Origin of the sequence: Providencia sp. PROV189 (genome assembly GCF_028480065.1) — a bacterium.
Taxonomy (GTDB): Bacteria; Pseudomonadota; Gammaproteobacteria; order Enterobacterales; family Enterobacteriaceae; genus Providencia; species Providencia stuartii.
In genome coordinates this window covers 1-20,052 of the sequence record NZ_JAMPOG010000015.1, presented here as the reverse complement: position 1 = coordinate 20,052, position 20,052 = coordinate 1, and the positions used below count along the sequence as shown (strand labels likewise).

Annotated in this window: 20 protein-coding genes; 7 read left to right on the top strand and 13 right to left on the bottom strand. The window is 40.1% G+C overall.

Annotation, left to right across the window (positions count from 1 at the left end; genetic code table 11):
• The 4 genes from rsxC to PR833_RS11315 form a co-directional block, all read right to left on the bottom strand.
• Window positions 1-1,794 (bottom strand): electron transport complex subunit RsxC (gene rsxC / locus PR833_RS11330; protein WP_272526124.1); only part of this gene is annotated, 1,794 nt, incomplete at its 3' end.
• Window positions 1,787-2,413, bottom strand: coding sequence for an electron transport complex subunit RsxB (gene rsxB / locus PR833_RS11325; RefSeq protein WP_004920092.1), 627 nt, complete (start codon window positions 2,411-2,413; stop codon window positions 1,787-1,789). The genes rsxC and rsxB, both read right to left, overlap by 8 nt.
• On the bottom strand, window positions 2,413-2,994 hold the full coding sequence (gene rsxA, locus PR833_RS11320; protein WP_272526123.1) for an electron transport complex subunit RsxA: 582 nt from the start codon (window positions 2,992-2,994) through the stop codon (window positions 2,413-2,415). The genes rsxB and rsxA overlap by 1 nt, the downstream gene beginning before the upstream one ends.
• Before the next feature lie 88 nt (window positions 2,995-3,082).
• A complete protein-coding gene (locus PR833_RS11315) occupies window positions 3,083-3,523 on the bottom strand; it encodes a DUF2569 domain-containing protein (RefSeq protein WP_014656038.1) in 441 nt (146 codons plus the stop codon).
• Window positions 3,524-3,756: 233 nt separating this feature from the next.
• Between PR833_RS11315 and PR833_RS11310 the strand changes: the two genes are divergently transcribed.
• Together PR833_RS11310 and PR833_RS11305 are read left to right on the top strand one after the other, a co-directional pair.
• The gene (locus PR833_RS11310; RefSeq protein ID WP_272526122.1) at window positions 3,757-4,800 is read left to right on the top strand and encodes an oxidoreductase; all 1,044 of its coding nucleotides are present in this window, start codon (window positions 3,757-3,759) and stop codon (window positions 4,798-4,800) included.
• Window positions 4,801-4,852: 52 nt separating this feature from the next.
• Window positions 4,853-5,827, top strand: a complete 975-nt coding sequence (locus PR833_RS11305) for a bile acid:sodium symporter family protein (protein ID WP_004920081.1) — start codon at window positions 4,853-4,855, stop codon at window positions 5,825-5,827.
• Window positions 5,828-6,009: 182 nt separating this feature from the next.
• On the opposite strand, the gene add is transcribed toward PR833_RS11305, so the two are convergent.
• From add to manA, 3 genes are all read right to left on the bottom strand, one after another.
• Window positions 6,010-7,011, bottom strand: coding sequence for an adenosine deaminase (add, locus tag PR833_RS11300; RefSeq protein ID WP_272526121.1), 1,002 nt, complete (start codon window positions 7,009-7,011; stop codon window positions 6,010-6,012).
• 108 nt (window positions 7,012-7,119) lie between these two features.
• Window positions 7,120-8,754, bottom strand: coding sequence for a YdgA family protein (locus PR833_RS11295; protein ID WP_088499259.1), 1,635 nt, complete (start codon window positions 8,752-8,754; stop codon window positions 7,120-7,122).
• 110 nt (window positions 8,755-8,864) lie between these two features.
• Complete coding sequence (gene manA, locus PR833_RS11290) at window positions 8,865-10,043, bottom strand: mannose-6-phosphate isomerase (protein WP_150375551.1); 1,179 nt, start codon at window positions 10,041-10,043, stop codon at window positions 8,865-8,867.
• A 179-nt stretch (window positions 10,044-10,222) separates the two neighbouring features.
• On the opposite strand from manA, the gene fumC reads away from it, so the two are divergent.
• Window positions 10,223-11,620: a class II fumarate hydratase gene (gene fumC, locus PR833_RS11285; RefSeq protein ID WP_014656033.1), complete on the top strand. Its 1,398-nt coding sequence runs from the start codon at window positions 10,223-10,225 to the stop codon at window positions 11,618-11,620.
• A 57-nt stretch (window positions 11,621-11,677) separates the two neighbouring features.
• Here the strand turns inward: fumC and tus are convergent, their stop codons facing one another.
• From tus to PR833_RS11270, 3 genes are all read right to left on the bottom strand, one after another.
• Window positions 11,678-12,598 carry a DNA replication terminus site-binding protein gene (gene tus, locus PR833_RS11280; RefSeq protein ID WP_272526120.1) on the bottom strand — a complete coding sequence of 307 codons (921 nt, stop codon included), beginning with the start codon at window positions 12,596-12,598 and terminating at the stop codon, window positions 11,678-11,680.
• A gap of 132 nt (window positions 12,599-12,730) precedes the next feature.
• Window positions 12,731-13,297 (bottom strand): lytic polysaccharide monooxygenase, encoded by a 567-nt coding sequence (locus tag PR833_RS11275; protein ID WP_004920061.1) that lies wholly within the window; start codon window positions 13,295-13,297, stop codon window positions 12,731-12,733.
• Between the two features lie 88 nt (window positions 13,298-13,385).
• Window positions 13,386-14,648: an MFS transporter gene (locus tag PR833_RS11270; protein ID WP_272526119.1), complete on the bottom strand. Its 1,263-nt coding sequence runs from the start codon at window positions 14,646-14,648 to the stop codon at window positions 13,386-13,388.
• Window positions 14,649-14,764: 116 nt separating this feature from the next.
• On the opposite strand from PR833_RS11270, the gene PR833_RS11265 reads away from it, so the two are divergent.
• The 3 genes from PR833_RS11265 to bioD all read left to right on the top strand — a co-directional run bounded on the left by PR833_RS11265 (window position 14,765) and on the right by bioD (window position 17,796).
• Window positions 14,765-15,667, top strand: a complete 903-nt coding sequence (locus PR833_RS11265) for a LysR family transcriptional regulator (RefSeq protein ID WP_036940318.1) — start codon at window positions 14,765-14,767, stop codon at window positions 15,665-15,667.
• Window positions 15,668-15,768: 101 nt separating this feature from the next.
• The gene (locus PR833_RS11260; RefSeq protein WP_014656029.1) at window positions 15,769-16,977 is read left to right on the top strand and encodes an ROK family protein; all 1,209 of its coding nucleotides are present in this window, start codon (window positions 15,769-15,771) and stop codon (window positions 16,975-16,977) included.
• A 144-nt stretch (window positions 16,978-17,121) separates the two neighbouring features.
• The gene (bioD, locus tag PR833_RS11255; protein ID WP_004920048.1) at window positions 17,122-17,796 is read left to right on the top strand and encodes a dethiobiotin synthase; all 675 of its coding nucleotides are present in this window, start codon (window positions 17,122-17,124) and stop codon (window positions 17,794-17,796) included.
• Between the two features lie 54 nt (window positions 17,797-17,850).
• Here the strand turns inward: bioD and PR833_RS11250 are convergent, their stop codons facing one another.
• The 3 genes from PR833_RS11250 to ydfG form a co-directional block, all read right to left on the bottom strand.
• Window positions 17,851-18,084 carry a DUF1161 domain-containing protein gene (locus PR833_RS11250; protein WP_004920046.1) on the bottom strand — a complete coding sequence of 78 codons (234 nt, stop codon included), beginning with the start codon at window positions 18,082-18,084 and terminating at the stop codon, window positions 17,851-17,853.
• Between the two features lie 26 nt (window positions 18,085-18,110).
• Window positions 18,111-18,482 (bottom strand): DUF1283 family protein, encoded by a 372-nt coding sequence (locus tag PR833_RS11245; RefSeq protein ID WP_004920044.1) that lies wholly within the window; start codon window positions 18,480-18,482, stop codon window positions 18,111-18,113.
• An 80-nt stretch (window positions 18,483-18,562) separates the two neighbouring features.
• Window positions 18,563-19,312 carry a bifunctional NADP-dependent 3-hydroxy acid dehydrogenase/3-hydroxypropionate dehydrogenase YdfG gene (gene ydfG, locus PR833_RS11240; protein WP_014656028.1) on the bottom strand — a complete coding sequence of 250 codons (750 nt, stop codon included), beginning with the start codon at window positions 19,310-19,312 and terminating at the stop codon, window positions 18,563-18,565.
• 236 nt (window positions 19,313-19,548) lie between these two features.
• On the opposite strand from ydfG, the gene PR833_RS11235 reads away from it, so the two are divergent.
• On the top strand, window positions 19,549-19,998 hold the full coding sequence (locus PR833_RS11235; protein WP_272526118.1) for a hypothetical protein: 450 nt from the start codon (window positions 19,549-19,551) through the stop codon (window positions 19,996-19,998).
• Window positions 19,999-20,052: the final 54 nt, after the last annotated feature.

Sequence of the window (20,052 nt, the reverse complement as noted above, 5' to 3'; positions counted from 1 at the left end):
TGGGTCATCTCCATTAGCCGAAACAGCAGGGGCCTCGGTTGGCGTGACGCTGTCACCGTTATTTTCTTGAGATGCTTTTCTTGCTTTAGCTCTTGCAAGTGCAGCAGCCACAGCAGCTTTACGAGGATCACTAGAAGTTTCATTAACCGCCGAGGCTGCAGCTTGTTTTTCTGCTTGTTTGGCTCTCGCTTGTTCTTTACGTGCGGCTCTTGCGGCAATAACAGCACTGTTATCCGGCGCCGCACCCGCTATCACATGAATATCTGAAGTTGCTGTTGCTTGTTTAGCTTTTACACGAGCGAGCGCAGCAGCAACAGCATCTTTGTCTGATGCTTCCACTTGTACAGCGGCTTTTTTATGACGCTCTTCACGGGCTAATTTTTCGCGTTCCATACGCTGCTGCTTCGCTTCAAATCGTAGTTTTGCTTCTGCGGCACGGCGCTCTTCTTGTTTGATTTCGCGAATTTCTGCTTTTTCTTGTCGATAATATTGCACTAACGGAATATTACTTGGACAAACATAGGCACAAGCACCGCACTCGATACAATCAAATAGGTTATGTTTTTGTGCTTTTTCGTGCTCTTTGCCTTTACTGAACCAATATAATTGTTGAGGCAGTAGGGCCGCAGGGCATGCTTCAACGCATAAACCACAGCGGATACAAGCTTCTTCAATCGGTTTTTGCCCAACTTCTTCAACACTAGGAACTAACAAGCAGTTGCATATTTTAACTACAGGTACCTTGAGATCTGGCAAAGTAAAGCCCATTAGTGGCCCCCCCATAATCACCATTTGCTCAGATGCAGGGGTAAAACCCGTTTGTTGTAATAGATGATGAACAGGAGTACCTAAGCGAGTCCAAAAGTTTCCAGGGGAGGTAATAGATTCACCTGTAACGGTGACAACACGTTCAATCAAAGGTTGCCCATCAATGACGGCACGTTTTATGGCAACAACCGTACCGACGTTTTGCATCAATACGCCAATCTGTGAGGAGCGGGCACCAGAAGGAACCTCTTTACCCGTCAGGATCTTAGTAAGCTGCTTAGCGCCACCAGAAGGATATTTGGTGGGGATCACCCGCACAAAAATCTGCTTATCATGGGCAGTAATGGCTTTCTTCAGTGCAGCAATGGCTTCAGGTTTATTATCTTCAATGCCAATAAGTATTTGATCAGGATTGAGTAAATGTTGCAAGACACGACAACCCTCGATGACCTCATCGGCATGCTCTTGCATTAAGCGATCATCTGCTGTGATATAAGGTTCACATTCGGCCGCATTAACGATCAATGTCTTGATAGCATCTTTCCCTCCCGCTAATTTAGACGCGGTAGGGAAACCTGCACCACCAAGCCCAGCGATGCCTGCTTGCTCAATTTTTTGTAATAATTGTTGAGGAGTGAGCTGTAAATAGTCAGGCTCAGGGAATAACTCACACCAAGTATCTAACCCATCGGCTTTGAGGCAAACTGATAGCTCTTTTAAGCCAGAAGGGTGTGCCGTGACCATCGGTTTTATTGCGGTGATAGTGCCTGAAGTTGAGGCATGAACAGGCACTGTACGACCGACACCACGGGTTAAGGGTTGCCCCTTGAGCACATGTTCACCCACTTTGACGATCAATTCCCCTTCAGGGCCTAAATGCTGCTGTAACGGGATAATCAGTTCATCGGGAATTGATGCCACACGCATTGGCGTTTGGCTTGACTGTAATTTCATTTCTGGCGGGTGTATCCCACCAGAGAAATCCCAGATATTGTCTTTTTTTGACCAATTAAACAACTTAAACATGCGCATCTCCTTTTACCGTGGCGAAAGGAGATTTCGGTTGTTGTTCATCAGGTGATACAGGAATATTTTTGACAGGAATACTGTTTAAATCCCATTTCCAGTTTGCAGTGGTCGTTTTCACAGGAACAAGTTCGATACAATCAGTTGGGCAAGGGGCTACGCACAGATCACAACCTGTGCAGAGATCTTCAATTACGGTATGCATAGCGCGCGTTGCGCCAACAATGGCATCAACAGGACATGCTTGAATACATTTGGTGCAGCCGATACAGTTTTCTTCATCAATAATAGCGACTTTTCGAACAGGATTCTGTGCGCTTTCATCACCATCAATTGGCTGAGGGTCTACGTTAAGAAGTTCAGCTATTTTCAACATGACTTGCTCGCCACCCGGCGCGCACTTGTTGATCATCTCTCCGTTATTGGCTACAGCTTCTGCGTAGGGGCGACACCCCGGATAGCTGCATTGACCACATTGACTTTGGGGCAAAATGGCATCAATTTTTTCAACAATGGGGTCTTCTTCAACTTTAAAGCGTAATGAGGCATAGCCAAGGATCAAACCAAAGATCAGCCCAAAAACGGCTAAAATGCCAATAGCAATCCATAACGATATCATTAGAACTTCACCAAACCACTAAAACCCATAAATGCTAAAGACATTAGTCCAGCAGTGATAAGGCCGATAGATGAGCCACGAAAAGGTGCAGGAACATCAGCGACCGCCAACCGTTCGCGAATAGCGGCAAACAGCACCATTACCAATGAGAAACCAACGGCGGCTGCAAAACCATAAACAGCAAACTGTAAGAAACCATGCGATTGATTGATATTTAATAAAGCAACCCCTAAAACTGCACAGTTAGTCGTAATAAGTGGGAGAAAGATCCCTAACAGGCGATAGAGCGTTGGACTGGTTTTTCTAACAACCATTTCAGTGAATTGCACAACCACGGCAATCACTAAGATAAAACTTAGGGTGCGCAGATAGAGCAGGTCGAGGGGCACTAAAATTAACGTATCCATCAACCAAGAGCTGATTGCGGCGAGTGTCATAACAAAAGTGGTAGCAAAACCCATTCCGATGGCTGTTTCGAGTTTTTTTGATACACCCATAAAAGGGCACAGACCAAGGAATTTTACCAGTACAAAGTTATTAACCAGTACGGTTCCAATGAATAGCAAAAGATAATCAGTCATTTTATTGCCTGAAAACAAAATTAAAAGAACAAAAACTGACGAGCGTCAGTTAAACAGGCTGTATGATAACAAGCTATTTTTGTGATGCTTATCGATCTTGTGTGAAAGTCATCTTCACACGAGCAGAATTTTTGATGTAAGGAACAAAAATAGCAGCACCGATAAGTGGCCAGGCGAGTGTTTTTAGCGCCGTTAGGGAATCAATATTTGCAAAATAAAAGGTTTTTAGTCCAAGCAATAACAGGACTAACATCCAAATAATAAAACGGCGAGGAAAATGCCGAGAACGCATAAACATAAGTTTTAAGATATGAATAGTGAATACCATCATAACGATAGTGATCAGAAAAGATAAATACCAGTCGAATGGGATATAGTGAGTCCAATCATCAATTGTAGTGATAATTCGATATAACGTAATAAAATACATGACCACCATAGAGCATACAGCAAAACACGTTAATAAGATGAAAGCTGCGGGGGCAAGGAGCCAACCAGTAATACGATGGTGGTCATAAACAGGCGTCATATCAATTTAATCCATATTATAAGCTAAATCATACACTAAGCAGCAGTATCAAGAACTGTCTTTGCTTACACTCGTGGCTAGTGAACGCATCTCTTTTATCACGTTGCTGAATCATGAATGACTTTTTAAGTAGCATCAATTCGAGGCTATCCTACCATAGTTTTATTTGCTAATTAATTCGTTATGGTGATACTTTTTATGGATTCAGTGAAAATTAATAAAATGAGGTCATTATGTCCGCACCAATAAAAGTCGGTATTGTAGGTTATGGTTATGCAAGTAAAACATTTCATGCCCCTTTTATCGCTACATTGCCAGGGTATGAATTGACAGCTATCTCCAGTAGCAATTCAGATAAGGTAACCGCTGATTGGCCTGATGTTGAAGTCGTCTCTTCACCTGAGCAACTGTTTGCAAATCCTGAAATTGAATTAGTCATTATCCCGACCCCCAATGACACTCATTATCCACTGGCAAGCCAAGCGTTAGCGGCAGGCAAGCATGTCGTTGTCGATAAGCCTTTTACTGTCACGGTAGAAGAGGCTCAATCACTACAACAGCAGGCACAACAAGCAGGAAAGCTTTTATCGGTTTATCATAATCGCCGTTGGGATGCAGGCTATTTAACACTGAAGAAACTGTTTGCTGATGGTTGCCTAGGCGACATTAAATATTATGAGTCACATTTTGACCGTTATCGCCCAGTCACACGACAAAGATGGCGAGAGGCAGCAGTCGCAGGCGGTGGAATTTGGTATGATCTTGGTCCTCATTTATTAGATCAAGCGTTACAATTTTTCGGAAAACCAGCAAGTATTACCGCAGATTTAGGGATGATCCGCCCAGGTGCTGAAGCCGTTGATTATTTCCATGTTCTTCTTCACTATCCAGATAAAAAAGTCGTTCTTCACGCAACAACAGTAGCTGCCGCTGAATCGCCTCTCTATGTTATTCATGGCATGAAGGGAAGTTATGTCAAATATGGTCTTGATTCACAAGAAGAAAATTTAAAAAATGGTCTGTTACCGACTCATGAAAATTGGGGAATAGATCAACGTAATGGCGTTGTGACGCTGTCACAAGGCGATGCGCTTATTTCCCAAGAATGGCAAAATGAAAAAGGAAATTATGGTGGTTACTATCTTGCCATTCATGAGGCAATCCGTCATGGTGCCGCAAATCCAGTACAGCCACAAGAAGCCATTGAAATTATGAAATTAATTGAGGCTGGTACACTTTCAGATAAACAAAAACGCACCGTTACTCTTGATTGTTAATGTATAAATAGATGAGCCAGCATTTTTAGCTGGCTTTTTGTTAGGTAATAACATGAATTTGTTAGCAAAATTAAAAATTGACCCTTTTTTATTGATTATGATTGGCGTTGTTGTGATTGCAAGCCTATTTCCTTGTGAAGGGGAAATCAAAGTTGGCTTTCAGTATCTAACAACGGCAGCTATTGCGCTTTTGTTCTTTATGCATGGTGCAAAGCTTTCTCGTGAATCAATCATGGCAGGTATTGGGCACTGGCGACTACACTTATTAGTATTTTCAAGCACATTTATTCTGTTTCCTATTATTGGATTAGCTTTGCATTTTATGGTGCCGTCATGGATGTCACCGACGGTATACATGGGGTTTCTTTATCTTTGTGCATTGCCAGCAACGGTACAATCGGCCATTGCCTTTACCTCTGTTGCCGGAGGAAATGTGGCCGCAGCGATTTGCAGTGCGTCAGCATCCAGTATTCTCGGCGTCTTTTTATCGCCGATATTGGTGGGGTTACTAATGGATGAAGATGGCAGCCAAGCAATGGATACGTTGAATGCAATTGGCTCTATTTTATTGCAATTAATGCTGCCATTTGTAGTAGGGCACCTGTCTCGTCCACTATTAGCGAATTGGATTAACCGTAATCGTAAATTAATTAATATCACTGACCGTTCTTCTATATTATTAGTCGTATATGTCGCTTTCAGTGAAGCGGTTGTTGAAGGAATTTGGCAGCGTATTGATGGATACTCTCTATTTATGATTGCTGTGATCAGCTGCCTTATTTTATTTGTCGTTATGATCCTAAATACACTTGCGGCACGCTTATTTAAATTCAGTAAAGAAGATGAAATCACAATCGTATTCTGTGGTTCAAAAAAGAGCTTAGCGAACGGCGTTCCTATGGCTAATGTGCTATTTCCAGCCTCCGTTGTAGGGATAATCTTATTGCCACTAATGATATTTCATCAAATCCAATTAATGGTATGCGCGGTTTTAGCCCAGCGTTACGCAAAACGTTTAACTAAATAATTAATAGTAAAGTCGGGGGGATAATAACCCGACTTACTCAATAATCTATAATCACCATTTAGTTACAACATACTATGGTGTTATCAATAATAGGCAAACTTAACCTTCAGAGAAAAAAGCTAAACAGGGCAGAAAAGGAGATTAACTGCCCAAAACGTGAATGAATTTAGCTTTATAGCAGGTTAGCGAAGGGCTGCTTTTTGTTTGAGTTGCTGTTTTTCATTTTCGCTGAGAAAGGCGATACTCAATCCATTGATTTGAGCCTGCTCTATTTCAGATGGTGTCAACCCAGCTTTAGGGGCGGCAACTTCATATTCATAAGCTAATTCAATGCCTTCTACGGCAGGGTCATCAGTATTAATCGACGCTAACACACCATGGTTTAAAAACATTTTCAATGGATGTTTCGCTAATGACGGTACAGTGCTGGTCTGGATATTAGAGGTTAAGCAGCTTTCAATACCAATTTTATGTTTTGCTAAGTATTCGATCAGCTTAAGGTCTTCACAAGCTTTAACACCATGGCCAATTCGTTGTGCCCCTAATTCTTTAATTGCATGCCAAATACTTTCTGCACCCGCGGCTTCCCCTGCATGAACAGTTATTTGTAAACCGGCATCGCGCGCTTGGGTAAAGTGAGAGTGGAAAAGGGAGCCTGGAAAGCCAAGCTCATCTCCAGCCAAATCCAATGCGCAAAGTTTGTCGCGGTGAGCGAGTAGGCCTGCTAACTCTTTTGCACAAGCGTCTTGACCAAAGGTTCGACTAAGGATCCCTATTAAATTAATTTTTATATCATACTGTTTGCAACCAGCCGTAATACCATCAATGACAGCTTCAACAACACCTTCAATAGGGAGGCGATGGTTCATTGCCATGTAATAAGGAGAAAAACGCAATTCTGCATAGTCAATACCCGCCTTATAAGCATCTTCGACGTTTTCTTGAGCAACACGTTTACAGGCATCGAGATCGGCTAATACAGCAACTCCCCAATCTAGTTTTTGCAGAAAACCGACTAAGTCAGCCTCTTGTGTCATTACTTGCACATGAGGACGTAAAGCTTCAATCTCATTAGCAGGTAGCGTAATACCGTGTTGTTGGGCAAGGGAAAGGATTGTTTCGGGGCGGATATTACCATCTAGATGGCGATGTATGTCTGTAAGTGGCAGTTGTCTGTTTATCACTGAATTGAGTCCCTTTATGTGTATGGATTAGCCAATATATCCTAGTATAGATGTGAAAACGCCAGTCAAAAAATATTGACTGGCGTTTAAGATTAATATTAATGCAGATTAGTTAGCTGGTTGTGCTACTTCAGCACCGTCAGCCGGCGCATCTTCGGTTTGTGGTACAACTAACTCTTCTTCTTCATATTCCATAGAGCTTTCTGGGCCAGCCATCAACTTCATCTTAGTTAAGAAGTCTGCAAGGGTATAGCTATCCGCGTTAAACGTAATATCATTACCTGCATATTTGATAGTCATGGTCAGATCGTTACCTTTCTCTATCATCCATGGTGATTTTTTCTGTTTCGCTTTTTCTGCACGCTCTTCGTCAGTCATGAACATTTCTTCAAACGGTGAGCTGAACATATCTGAAGTTAGGAGCATTTGTGCTTGATCAAACTCATTTGTTGCTTGCTCAACATACATTTTCTTAGTTTCTGCATCAACAACTTGACCTTGGTCTAAAATAGCGATTTGAGACATTAACTCAATAGCCATTGGTTTGTTCAGCGTGAGGTTAAAGTCAAATGACTTAAATAAGCTCTTAACTGCTTCATCAACTTTGTTTGTCATTGCTAATTCAGTAAGCTCTTTTTGGTCCCACTTATTAAAGGTCATACTTAAGTCTGCCGTTGTTTGACCTGCAGAGTTTTTCCAGTAAAGAGGGCTGATAGAGAAGGTCGGTTGTTTTTTCAGCATTTCAGGCAATGTTTCCGTTATCATCTTCATTGCGATTTTTTCACCTGCTGCCGTTGGATTGCCTGACGCAATTCCTTCTGCTAATGCACTATTATATTGCTTAACAAATTCACCCAACGCTTTTGCATCTAGCTTATCAATCGAAATAACTACCTTACCGGAGCCTAAGTTTTGATCTAATGCGACTAAATCATCAATGCTGTAAGTGAAGCTACCTTTAATATTTTCTTTTTCCAGTGCAGAGTCTGAAGTCATCACTAAGTTTTTGAAAGAAAATTTAACCTCAGGGATATTAACATTTGCATTTTCTATAACAAAATCTTGTTTACCGATATAGAAATCATGTTCGGACTTAGTCAGGTTAGAAGTTAGTTTTAGCCCTTTTAACATCATTTCTTCTGATTTATCTGTATTCTGAATCAATAAGTTGTCAGTATTCAGTGTGGCTTCAATCTCGTTAAAGTCAGAAGAGGCATTAAATAATAGTTTTAATCCATTAAAGGAAATGTTTGACTTTTCTTTGGTAAATTCAACGGGTAACAAATCTAGATTTGCATCAACACTTTGGCCATAACCAACAACAGCAGTACCTGAAATAAATGGTTTACCTTTTGTTATTTCGAATAGCTCTTTGGTTGATTCATTATTTGCTAATTCAATATGTGCCGCGCCCAGTTTAGGCATTAAATTGAATTTAGAGAGTTGTGATAGAGGGAAAGGGCCGTGCTCAATATCAGTATTAAATACAAGACTTTCCTCTGGGCCAGTAGAATATACGGATGAGATAACGATATTAGCTTGCGAGGAGAATAGACCACGTTTAAAGTTTTCCACTTTGAACTGTAAACCTGAACTTGGAGCATTTACCTTAATAAATGAGTTGGTATCCTCAATCATATAATTTAATTCAGACTCAACTTTAGAGCCTGTGTACCATGATGCACCACACCATACAGCACCAATAGCAACTATTACACCAACTGCAACTAATGACTTTTTCATTATGAACATCCATCCTTTCAGCGCGTTGTCTTAACGCGCTATAAAAATTGTACAAGTTTTATCTAACCGTCTTTTGCGTGCAATCAAGACGAACAAAACACAAAAATACATTAAAGGTTATAGACACGAGCGAGCTTACCCACGCCTGTGGCGTAAACTTCTTTTTCAAAGGCCGCCAGAAAAACAGATTCTCCTGAACAGATTTTTAATTCATCATCGCCTGACTTCAAAACTAACTCGCCATCTATGCAGAAAAAGATAGAAGCCGTTTCATTAGTTATGTTTATCTCTGTGTCATCAATAGAATATATATTAAATGCAAAATCTTCTACTGGTATATGATATTTACAGATATTTCCTGTTTTTTCTGGTTCACTAAGTAAACTTTGGCTTGTTTTGGGGATAAAATCTACATTTGCTATCAATTCTGGAACATCAATATGCTTATTGGTCAGTCCAGCTCGTAGGACATTATCGGAATTAGCCATGATTTCTAGCCCAACGCCTTCAATATAAGCATGTGGCGTCCTTGCATATAAGAACATTGCCTCGCCAGGCTGCAACTCAACAACATTAAGCAACAGTGGGACAAATAAACCTGTATCTTCAGGATAGAGGCTAACCATTTGTTTTATGGTGTTCCATGGTTCGCCTTGGCGACTGTTTAATGCGGCTTTCAATACACCTAGTGCTAACTCTTTTTGTTCACCTGTGAGACTCAGAATTTGTGCAAATAATTTTGCTAATTTTTCTTCAGTTGGTGATTGAACAAAGAATTGAATTTCAGGGTGGGCCGCAGAGACAAAATCAAGCAGTTCAGCAATTTCATTGAGTGGGCGAAATGCGTTCATTGCTTTAAAAGGTGTTAAAGCATAAATTAGCTCAGGTTTATGATTATCATCTTTATAGTTGCGGATTGGCGAATCTAAAGGGATCCCCGCAGCATTCTCTTTTGCAAAACCAACTTCAGCATAAACTTTATTAGGATGGACTTGTACCGAAAGAGGGGTTGCGGCACATAACACTTTAAATAAAAAAGGTAAGCGGGAGGAAAAAGTGTCTGCTACTTTTTTACCTAGAATTTCTTCTGGGTTATTCGCAATATAATCAATCAGTGGGAGCGTTTGGCCTGTTTTGGTATTCACGACACAAGAGCTCGCTTTTGGGTGTGCTCCCATCCATAACTCAGCCATGGGTAGATGTTCTGGGTTAGGGATAGCGTACAACTGTGTGAGTGCAGTGGTACTCCCCCAGTCGTAATTTTGAATCTTATTAATCATTTTTAGCATAGCCAAAACTCTCTTTTTCTAAAAATCAACTTATTTCCTTTTTACTACAATACAATAAACACGGTTAAGTCGCATTATTGAAATTAAATATGTGGCATTATAGGGGGGTGTTATCGGCTTACCTGCAAGCTGATGATTCCAAAACCGATTATTCTGTGTATGTACTTAAGGAGATAGTAATGGCAGCCACTCGCATTGAAAAAGACTCAATGGGACCAATTGAAGTACCTGCTGACCAGTTGTGGGGCGCGCAAACTCAGCGTTCTTTAGAACATTTCCGTATATCTGTAGAAAAAATGCCTGTTGCGTTGATCCATGCATTAGCAGTGACTAAAAAAGCTGCTGCAAGCGTGAATATGGATTTAGGCTTACTGCCTAAAGATCGCGGTGATGCGATTATCGCTGCGGCTGACGAAGTATTAGCTGGCAAGCATCCTACTGAATTCCCTCTTGCTATCTGGCAAACGGGGTCTGGTACTCAAAGTAATATGAACATGAACGAAGTACTGGCGAACCGTGGTAGCGAGATCTTAGGTGGACAAAGAGGTAATGAGCGTCTTATTCACCCTAACGATGATGTTAACAAGAGCCAAAGTTCAAACGACGTATTCCCAACTGCAATGCACGTTGCGGCCGTTGTTGCTATTCGCGAGCACTTGCTACCTGAATTAAAAGCGTTACACAAAGTATTAGATGCTAAAGCAAAAGAATTTAAAGACATCGTAAAAATTGGTCGTACCCACCTACAAGATGCAACGCCATTGACTTTAGGCCAAGAAATTTCTGGCTGGGTAGCGATGTTAGCGCATAGCGAAAAACACATTGAAAACTCTGTACCACACGTATGTGAGTTAGCGCTGGGAGGTACGGCTGTTGGTACCGGTCTAAATACTCACCCTGAGTATGCGGTTCGTGTTGCTAAAAAAATTGCGGAACTGACTGGCCAACCATTTGTTACTGCACCTAACAAATTTGAAGCACTCGCAACATGTGATGCTTTAGTTCACGCTCATGGTGCACTAAAAGGCTTAGCGGCGTCCCTGATGAAAATTGCTAACGACGTTCGTTGGTTGGCGTCAGGTCCTCGTTGTGGTATTGGCGAAATCGCAATCCCTGAAAACGAGCCAGGTAGCTCAATCATGCCAGGTAAAGTTAACCCTACACAGTGTGAAGCTTTAACGATGCTATGTGCACAAGTGATGGGTAATGACGTTGCTATCAATATCGGTGGTGCTTCAGGTAACTTTGAACTGAACGTGTTCCGCCCAATGGTGATTGATAACTTCCTGCAATCTATCCGCCTACTGGCTGACGGTATGCGTAGTTTCAACGAACACTGTGCGATTGGTATTGAACCAAACCGTGAAAGAATTGAGAAGCTACTTCATGAGTCATTGATGCTGGTTACTGCTCTTAATACACATATTGGTTACGATAAAGCCGCTGAAATTGCTAAGAAAGCACATAAAGAAGGCTTAACGTTGAAAGAGTCAGCATTAAAACTAAATTATCTGACTGCTGAGCAGTTCGATGAGTGGGTTCGCCCAGAAGATATGGTTGGCAGCATGAAAAGCTAATCAGCTAATTTATTAACTGAATATTTAAACACCTGCTCATCAATGGCAGGTGTTTTTTTATATTTCCATATATAAATTTAAGCGGGGTATCAGTAGCTCAACAGGCTTAGACCTTGGTCGATGACGGATCGCAATGTTATCAACATGGTAATCGGGTAGGTTACCTATCACAATATCAGTCAGTGATTTTTCAACCGCAAAAATGAGCAAAGGGTTGGCACAAGCGAACTGAGTTTGTTTTTGTTGGGTGCTATCCCAAACACGAGCAATAGGTTGTACTTTAACGGGGCGTTGTGTTTTAAGTACTACGTCATTGTTTAATTGGCTGATCAATAGAATTTCTTGCTCTAATTGTTTCAACCACTCTTCCTTTACAACTCCCAATGGTTGGCGCCCACTTTCCAATGAGCCTTGCAGCTTGCTCAACACCTGTTCTTTTGTCATTTTATTTATGACTTTTTTATTTGCCCAACCAAACCTTATGGTATCGATATCAGTAAGGTAGGTTAGAGTTCGATAGGTATTTAATGTCAGTAAACCATGCAGTGTATCATGAATAAATTCAAAACGTTGCGATTCATCAACCCCTGATTTTTGAGTGACTATTTGTTTTATCTGTATTTTTAATTCATTGATCTCATCTAGCAAGACCCGAAAAGTTTGATAAGTAGAATAGGGGGTATCAATACAGATCGCGCCAGGTAACCTAACGGCTGATTTATTACTGGTGAGTTCTGATTTATCATGAATAAATAATAGGTTATAATGTTCGATAGCATGTTGGATGGCGAGTTTACCTGTTATTTTTTCAACATCGATTTGTTTAATCTCATTATTTTCTTCTCCTTTCATGACATCCGGAAGACGAAAAACGGTCGCAGAGATAGAAGGTTGCTCAGCAATCAATTGGCTAAGTTCCGTTATTTTACTTTCTAACCGGTTAAAGCCTTCAATAAGGTCATATTTGGCATTATTCATGATGCAACACCCTTAATTAGTTACAACATACTGTATCTGAATTAATCATAACAAACATCAAGCATTGTGCAAATAAATAAGTTAACTAGGAAGAAAAGGGAGAGGCGACATCCCCCCTTTATTGCATATGTTTTATTTGATATCGAGATCAATCACCTGATAAAAAGCATTCTCAGTGTCAGCGATACTCCATACAGCAAGTACTATTTGGTATCCACGATTTTCTTTTGGCAATACGCATTGGTGCTCAACAATGGTTTCTGGTCGTGAAGGGGTAGCATATTGACAAAAGGGTATTAAGATTAATTGTTCACGCGTTATTGGTAAGTTGGGGTTCCAGTCAGGCTTAGTAATAAAGTATTGCCAATTAGCTGTCGCATGCCTTGCTGTTAAATACCATTTAAAGGTTTGCTGAGGCTCTGTGATAATATTTTTTACCCATCGAGCTGACGTTTGTTCATCCAAAGCAGCAAAACGGGGAATACCTGCACTTGCAATCTGTCCATCTTGTGGCCCTGAAAGGGGAAAACCTTTAGGACCTTCTAGCGATTGCGGCTCGTATTGTATTGCACCACAATTGCTATTTAGATTTTTTTTACACAAAAAGGCTCGGCTTTTAGGCTCTTCTACATAACCATGTCCCAATGCGATAGCAGAAAAGCAGAATAAGAAGGGAAGTAATAAAAGTCGTTTTTTCATTTGTTGTCCTCATAATTGTTGAGGACAACATTTTCACTTAAACAAAAGTGCAAAATAAATTCCATCATTTGGTAAGTATTACCAAACCCTAACAGCTAACTTTCAACTTGTAAGCGATTAACATACCAATAATGAGTAATCCTGCAATAAACCAAGCTACACCAGACCAACCAAACTGAAACCAAAAGATCCCGCCTACAGTCCCTGCTATACTTGAGCCTGCATAATAACTGAATAGGTAAAGTGAAGATGCTTGACCTCTTGCTCGTTTAGCACGATGACCAACCCAACTACTCGCGACCGAGTGGGCAGCAAAGAAGCCCGTTGTTAGCACCGTCATGCCAAACAGAATGATCCAAAAACTAGAAAAGAGTGTTAACAATATACCCGCTAACATTAAAACTAAAGCAGCGATTAAAACTTTACCTAACCCAAACTTGTTAGTTAAGCTTCCCGATTTAGATGCGCTATAAGTTCCTGTTAAATAAATTATTGATAGCATGCCTACTGTTGCCTGACTGAAATGATAGGGGGCTTCCAGTAAACGATAACCAATATAGTTATACATAGTGACAAACCCGCCCATCAAAACAAAGCCTTCAATAAACAGCCATGGTAGACCTTTGTCTCGAAAATGAAGACGCAGATTGACCCATAAACTTTTTGGTTTTAAAGAGCTTGCTCGAAAATGTTGTGATGGTGGTAATAGGCGCCAAAAGCTGATCGCGGCAATTAAAGCGAGTGCCCCTAATAGTATTACAGCAACGCGCCATGAATAGAAATCAGCAATCACCCCTGTAACAAGACGGCCACTCATTCCACAGATAGAGTTACCACTAATATAGAGGCCCATTGATAATGCGACATAACTCGGGTGAATTTCTTCACTGAGATAGGTCATGGCAACCGCTGCGACGCCACTTAGAGATAAACCCACAAGTGCTCTTGCAATTAAAATACCTTGCCAACTTTGCATAAAAGCACTCAACAAAGTAAATAGTGCGGCGCTTGTTAACGCTACTACCATCACATTTTTTCGCCCAATTGCATCTGATATTGGCCCCGTAATAAGCAGCCCTAGCGCCATCAAGCCGGTACTTAATGATAAGGAAAGACTAGCCGTTGCGGGAGAAACATTAAAATCCTCTGACAACATTGGCAAAATAGGCTGTACAAAATAGAGCAACGCAAACGTTGCTAAACCGACAGTGAAAAAAGAAAGAGTGACGCGTAAATACAACGCATCATCACGTTGAATATAATGTTTCTTCGGTAAGTTATGGGGGCTTGAGTTATCTAGCGTTCCGTTAGCCGTATTTTCAGTCGTAAGACTATTTGATGAATTTTCCATAAAGAATTCCTTGCCATAACAACCCAATTGATTTCGATCAAAGAATAGAAATCTCAGACTATTTTGTCTAATATATTAATTATTACCAATAATACTTTAAACATATCAAAGAAAAAATGGCTATTGAATTAAGACACTTACGGTATTTTATTGCTGTTGCAGAAGAGTTACATTTTGGGCGAGCTGCGGATCGATTGCACATTTCTCAGCCACCATTGAGTCAGCAAATTCAATCACTTGAAGAACAGATAAACGCAAAATTACTTGAACGAAACAATAGAAATGTTTCATTAACCCCTGCTGGTAATATGTTTCTCAAAGAGGCTTATCAAATTTTAGCCCAGGTCGATGCAGCGGCTACAAAAGCAGCACGGATGGAAAAAGGGGAATTAGGGGAACTTTCTATTGGTTTTACATCAACGACGCCGTTTATGAATAAAGTGACCATGAGCTTACGCCAGTATCGTGAATCATATCCCGAAGTGGCTATCCATATGCATCAGATGAATACAAAACAGCAACTTGCCCCCTTACTTACAGGGCGTATTGATATTGGGATCATGCGTAATACCGAACTCCCTGAGCAGCTAAACTACCAACTTCTATTTAAAGAGCCGTTTATGGTTGCTGTGTATGAAGGCCATCCCTTATTAAAATATGAAAAAACAGGTGTCGACATTCATCTATTGGCGGAGTATCCATTAGTATTTTTCGAACGAGAGGTAGGTACAGCTCTCTATGATGAGATCCATAATCTGCTTACTTCCGCTGGCGTGACACCCAAAATATCTCAAGAGGCAGGGGAAGCAATGACAATATTAGGTTTAGTCTCTGCAGGTATGGGAATTTCGATTATCACAGAATCTTTTACCCGTATGAAAATTGACGGTGTAAAATACATCAGATTTTCAAATATTGAAGCCGCATCGGAAGTCTGGTTAGTCTACAATACGCGTAGAGCATTGCCTGCTGCTGCAAAAAAATTAACGGAATTACTGATTGAAAATATTGTTGGCTAAATAACGTGATTCAAATCACAAATAACATGTATATCGGAGTAATTGCATTCTATATTACGCATAATAACTGACTGCTTTATAACGGGATTTAACACTGAATTATGGAAAACCAAACGGGTCATATTGATCAAATCAAACAACTAAACACAGGTATTGTCTACCGTGTGATTGATCAATATGGGCCAATTTCTCGGATTGCATTATCTAAACAATCACAATTGGCACCCGCAAGTATCACAAAAATTACGCGCGAGCTCATTGATGCTCATTTAGTTAAAGAGATTGAATTTCCCGTTCTCGGCTTGCGAGGTAGGCCCGCAATTGGATTAGTCATTGAAAGTGAAGGGTGGCAGTTTTTATCTATCCGTCTTGCCTGTAACTCTATTAGCCTTTCATTAAAAGAGATCAATACACAAACTATCGTAGAGCAAGACTATCCATTTGACGTTAAAGGTAATGAGCAATTTTCCAATACGCTCTCATCATTAATTAGCCATTTTTTTGCGACATATTCACGCCATTTAGAGCGTGTTACGGCCATTAGTATTGTTTTAGATGGTTTGGTGGAGCCTTTCTCTGGTGTAATTTATGCTTTGCCTTATTACGACATTGATAATTTACCACTTGGTCATTTTTTAACGGAACAAACTGGGCTACCGACTTATATACAGCCTTATGTTAATGCGTTAGCACTAGCCGATTATTTTTCTTTGTACGAAAAAAGAACAGCAAAAAATATCATTTATTTACAAATTGATTGTGTTGTTAGCGCTGCAATTATCAATAACGGCATTGCATTAGATAGTCATACGCGACGAGCGATACATTTTGGGCATGTACAAACACAAAACACGGGGGAAACTTGTTATTGTGGTGGTATTGGTTGCTTAGAAGGGGCAATCGCTATTCCGGCTATCTTAAAACATGCCGTGGAATTACAACATTTATACCCATCATCCTCATTTTTCAATCATGACATGACTATCGATAGTTTTTGTTTAGCTGTGGAAGACCAAGATCCACTCTGTTTACATGTACTCAATGATATAGCGCAAATACTTGCCAAACAGCTCGGTCAACTCATTAATATCTTCGGCACCGAATTAATTTTAATCAATTCTCCGCTAAATCGGATTTCCTCTGTATTTTATTCACTTTTACATCAATATTGCCATTCGCAGTCTATTCCTCTATATCGTGGTGAATTACGCATTGAACAATCTGAAGTTACTAAAAAAGAGAGTGAAACTGCATTAGTTCAACAAGCATTATATGATGGTTCTTTATTACTTCAGTTACTGCAAGGTTAACAGTAGTTAATAAAATTTTTGCTATTAAACAGAAAATTGAGCTAACGCAAACTTAAGAGTTACCCATTCCCATAAACTGATTCCATATCATTTTTCACTGCAACATGTATGCAGTCGTCTGTCACTTCAGGATAGAAAATAACTATGATGAATCTATTTGTTACCGGGACAGATACGGATGTCGGGAAGACAGTCTCCACGTTAGCAATACTGCAGGCTCTTAATGGCCAAGGAATTAAAGCTGTAGGCTATAAGCCTATCGCTGATAAGTGTATTGATACACCGGAAGGTATGCGGAATAAAGATGCTTTGTTAATACATGGGGCGTCACAACAACTTGTATCCTACGATGATGTTAATCCAATTAAAATCAAAGATAATTACAGCCAAGAAAACTGTATTGATTTCAATAAGATTAAACAAGGACTAGAAAACTTAAATAGCCAATGCGACACCGTTGTTATCGAAGGTAATGGGGGATGGCGCTATTTATTGGATGACAACACATTTTATACTGATTGGCTAAAAGGACAAAAAGTCGGCGTTATACTTGTCGTTGGCATCCAGCATGGCTGTGTAAACCATACATTACTGACTGCAGATGCAATACGTGCCGATGGTTTGCCGCTTATCGGTTGGATAGCAAACCGTATCAATCCAGGGTTGGCACATTATGCCCAGATCATTAATCGCTTACAAAAACACTTAAAGGCACCGTTGTTAGGCGAAATTCCGTATTTATTACGACCGGAAGAAAAAACGCTATGTCACTATTTAGATCAAGATAAGATCAAAGCATTTATGTGCGAATATGCATAGCTTATCGAGGATGATTGAAAAGGGCGCTGATAATAGCGCCCTGAGTTTTATTGATTAATGACGAGTATAAATGATCTTATATGTTTCATTTTGGCAATGGCCAACAACTTGCCCTTGCGCTTGTTCAGCCTCATCATTTGGAACAGCAACTAAGCTAAAATTATCGGCAGGAACGCCGTTGTTAATAATTTTCTGCTTAATTTCTTCAATAACACTTTCACATGATGCTTGTGCTAACACTGGAGCAACGAGTAAGCATAGAGCTGGAAATATAAGTCTTTTCTTCATAATAACTCCTTAATGGGTTTAATGAGTTATGGGCGAGCTAATGGGCGTCCTGTATTTACATCTAGGCAGCGTTGTGTATTCGGCTCCCAATAAGCATTTAAATTAAGACTTTTCTCGCAGGCATCTTTTGCATCAAATGCAGCGTCAACCTTATCAAACTCTTTTTCAGTACGGGAATTTACTTTTGTACGTAAACTCCGTGTTTGATCCCACTGTTCCTTTTCTTGGCGTGCCTGCTCTTTTGTCAAAACACTATCAACATTTCCCGATGTAACACAAGTGCTTCCTGCTGAGCAGTTAACATTCCCTGCATGCGCTGCTGAAGAAAGCCCCAACAAAGGAAGGCAAAACACTACCGCCGCTAGACCTTGCTTAACAAACTTTAGTGATGAGCTCATTATAATTCCTTACAAAGTTAGTTCTATTCGACAATATAAACACAAATATAGCGCAAATTCCTTTAGAAAAGTACGAAAAATCACGCCTCTTTATAAACAGTTAAACCAGCAAAGGTTTGACAAACAGGCATCAATTCAAGTGTATTGACGTTCATACGAGCAGGCAATGTCGCTACCCAGTAAACCGTTTCAGCAATATCTTCAGGTGTAAGTGCATCCGCGCCTTTATAGATATTCGCTGCTTTATCATCATCACCTTTAAGACGAACATTAGAGAATTCTGTTCCGCCAACTAATCCAGGTTCGATATCAGTTACTCGGACTTTTTTGCCTTGGAGATCAGCCCGTAGTCCTAATGAGAATTGCTTAACAAACGCCTTAGTGGCGCCATAAACATTACCACCTTTATATGGCCAGTTAGCCGCTGTTGAGCCGATATTAATAATATGACCATGATTATTGGCAACCATAGTTTGCAATACTTCGTAGGTCATATTGACTAAACCTTTCGTATTCGTATCAATCATTGTTGCCCAATCGTCAGGGTTAGCCTCGAATGCGGGTTCTATACCTAGCGCTAAGCCCGCATTATTCACTAAAACATCAATATTTTTTAGTGCTGTTGGTAATCCTGCAATGGCATTTTGAATTGCTTTCCGGTCTCTTACATCAAGAGTAATAGGGTGAAAGTGCGAGCCTAATTCTTTTTGTAATGCTGTTAGTCGCTCTGTACGACGACCCGTTCCAATAACGGTTGCTCCTTGCTGAATAAAGCGACGCGTAATTGCTTCGCCAAAACCTGAAGTTGCTCCTGTGACTAATATGATCATATTTTCCCCTGTCATTTTATTATTGCTTCATATTATGTGGCTATTCTAGCGCTTGTAACTCTAACCTACAAAAATCTTCTTGTCATGATAGAGAAAATAGAGCGCATCCGCACAATGCTTGTGCTAACAACATAAAAATATTCATAAAGTGATGCATTAATGAATATTCTCAGTTATAACGAGTGATGAATAAAAAATCAGGCCAAGAAAGTAATTCGACATTAGGATGACATCAAATGAACTATCAAGTTACACCATTTTGGCTGTACTCAAGTAAATTAACTTTGTTGATTATTATTGCGTTAGTCATTTCTTTTTATAACGTGACTGGCTTTATTTTATACCTAATATTCTTAGGGTTAATTTGGGCTGTATTGCTCTCTATTAAAATTCACGGATTAAAAGAAAAAGGCCTTATCCTTAGAAATAGTGAGACGTCAACATGGATGGTTTATATAAGAGGGATCCCAGTTCAAGAGCAACGTCAACACTTGAAAAATCCCTATTTTGCGATTAAAAATCAGGGAGTTAGTTTTATTTTCAAAGCATTATCTATTAAGCTATTTATTCAAATTTTCTTTATTGGGCTGATTTTTAAACAAACATTAGTTGTCGATAACATTTATATTCAGCTTGTATCGGTTCTCGCGGTAATCCCCCCGAAAAATCGGTGTATTAATAAGTAGAATTTTCTCGTAATCTGAACTGAGGAGATCTCTATGAAAAAAGCACGTTTTACT

Excerpts from the sequence above, each read along its gene's own strand:
- rsxB (WP_004920092.1), bottom strand. The coding sequence starts at position 2,413 with ATGATATCGTTATGGATTGCTATTGGCATTTTAGCCGTTTTTGGGCTG.
- rsxA (WP_272526123.1), bottom strand. The coding sequence starts at position 2,994 with ATGACTGATTATCTTTTGCTATTCATTGGAACCGTACTGGTTAATAAC.
- PR833_RS11315 (WP_014656038.1), bottom strand. The coding sequence starts at position 3,523 with ATGACGCCTGTTTATGACCACCATCGTATTACTGGTTGGCTCCTTGCC.
- PR833_RS11310 (WP_272526122.1), top strand. The coding sequence starts at position 3,757 with ATGTCCGCACCAATAAAAGTCGGTATTGTAGGTTATGGTTATGCAAGT.
- PR833_RS11305 (WP_004920081.1), top strand. The coding sequence starts at position 4,853 with ATGAATTTGTTAGCAAAATTAAAAATTGACCCTTTTTTATTGATTATG.
- PR833_RS11295 (WP_088499259.1), bottom strand. The coding sequence starts at position 8,754 with ATGAAAAAGTCATTAGTTGCAGTTGGTGTAATAGTTGCTATTGGTGCT.
- manA (WP_150375551.1), bottom strand. The coding sequence starts at position 10,043 with ATGCTAAAAATGATTAATAAGATTCAAAATTACGACTGGGGGAGTACC.
- fumC (WP_014656033.1), top strand. The coding sequence starts at position 10,223 with ATGGCAGCCACTCGCATTGAAAAAGACTCAATGGGACCAATTGAAGTA.
- tus (WP_272526120.1), bottom strand. The coding sequence starts at position 12,598 with ATGAATAATGCCAAATATGACCTTATTGAAGGCTTTAACCGGTTAGAA.
- PR833_RS11275 (WP_004920061.1), bottom strand. The coding sequence starts at position 13,297 with ATGAAAAAACGACTTTTATTACTTCCCTTCTTATTCTGCTTTTCTGCT.
- PR833_RS11270 (WP_272526119.1), bottom strand. The coding sequence starts at position 14,648 with ATGGAAAATTCATCAAATAGTCTTACGACTGAAAATACGGCTAACGGA.
- PR833_RS11265 (WP_036940318.1), top strand. The coding sequence starts at position 14,765 with ATGGCTATTGAATTAAGACACTTACGGTATTTTATTGCTGTTGCAGAA.
- PR833_RS11260 (WP_014656029.1), top strand. The coding sequence starts at position 15,769 with ATGGAAAACCAAACGGGTCATATTGATCAAATCAAACAACTAAACACA.
- bioD (WP_004920048.1), top strand. The coding sequence starts at position 17,122 with ATGATGAATCTATTTGTTACCGGGACAGATACGGATGTCGGGAAGACA.
- PR833_RS11250 (WP_004920046.1), bottom strand. The coding sequence starts at position 18,084 with ATGAAGAAAAGACTTATATTTCCAGCTCTATGCTTACTCGTTGCTCCA.
- PR833_RS11245 (WP_004920044.1), bottom strand. The coding sequence starts at position 18,482 with ATGAGCTCATCACTAAAGTTTGTTAAGCAAGGTCTAGCGGCGGTAGTG.
- ydfG (WP_014656028.1), bottom strand. The coding sequence starts at position 19,312 with ATGATCATATTAGTCACAGGAGCAACTTCAGGTTTTGGCGAAGCAATT.
- PR833_RS11235 (WP_272526118.1), top strand. The coding sequence starts at position 19,549 with ATGAACTATCAAGTTACACCATTTTGGCTGTACTCAAGTAAATTAACT.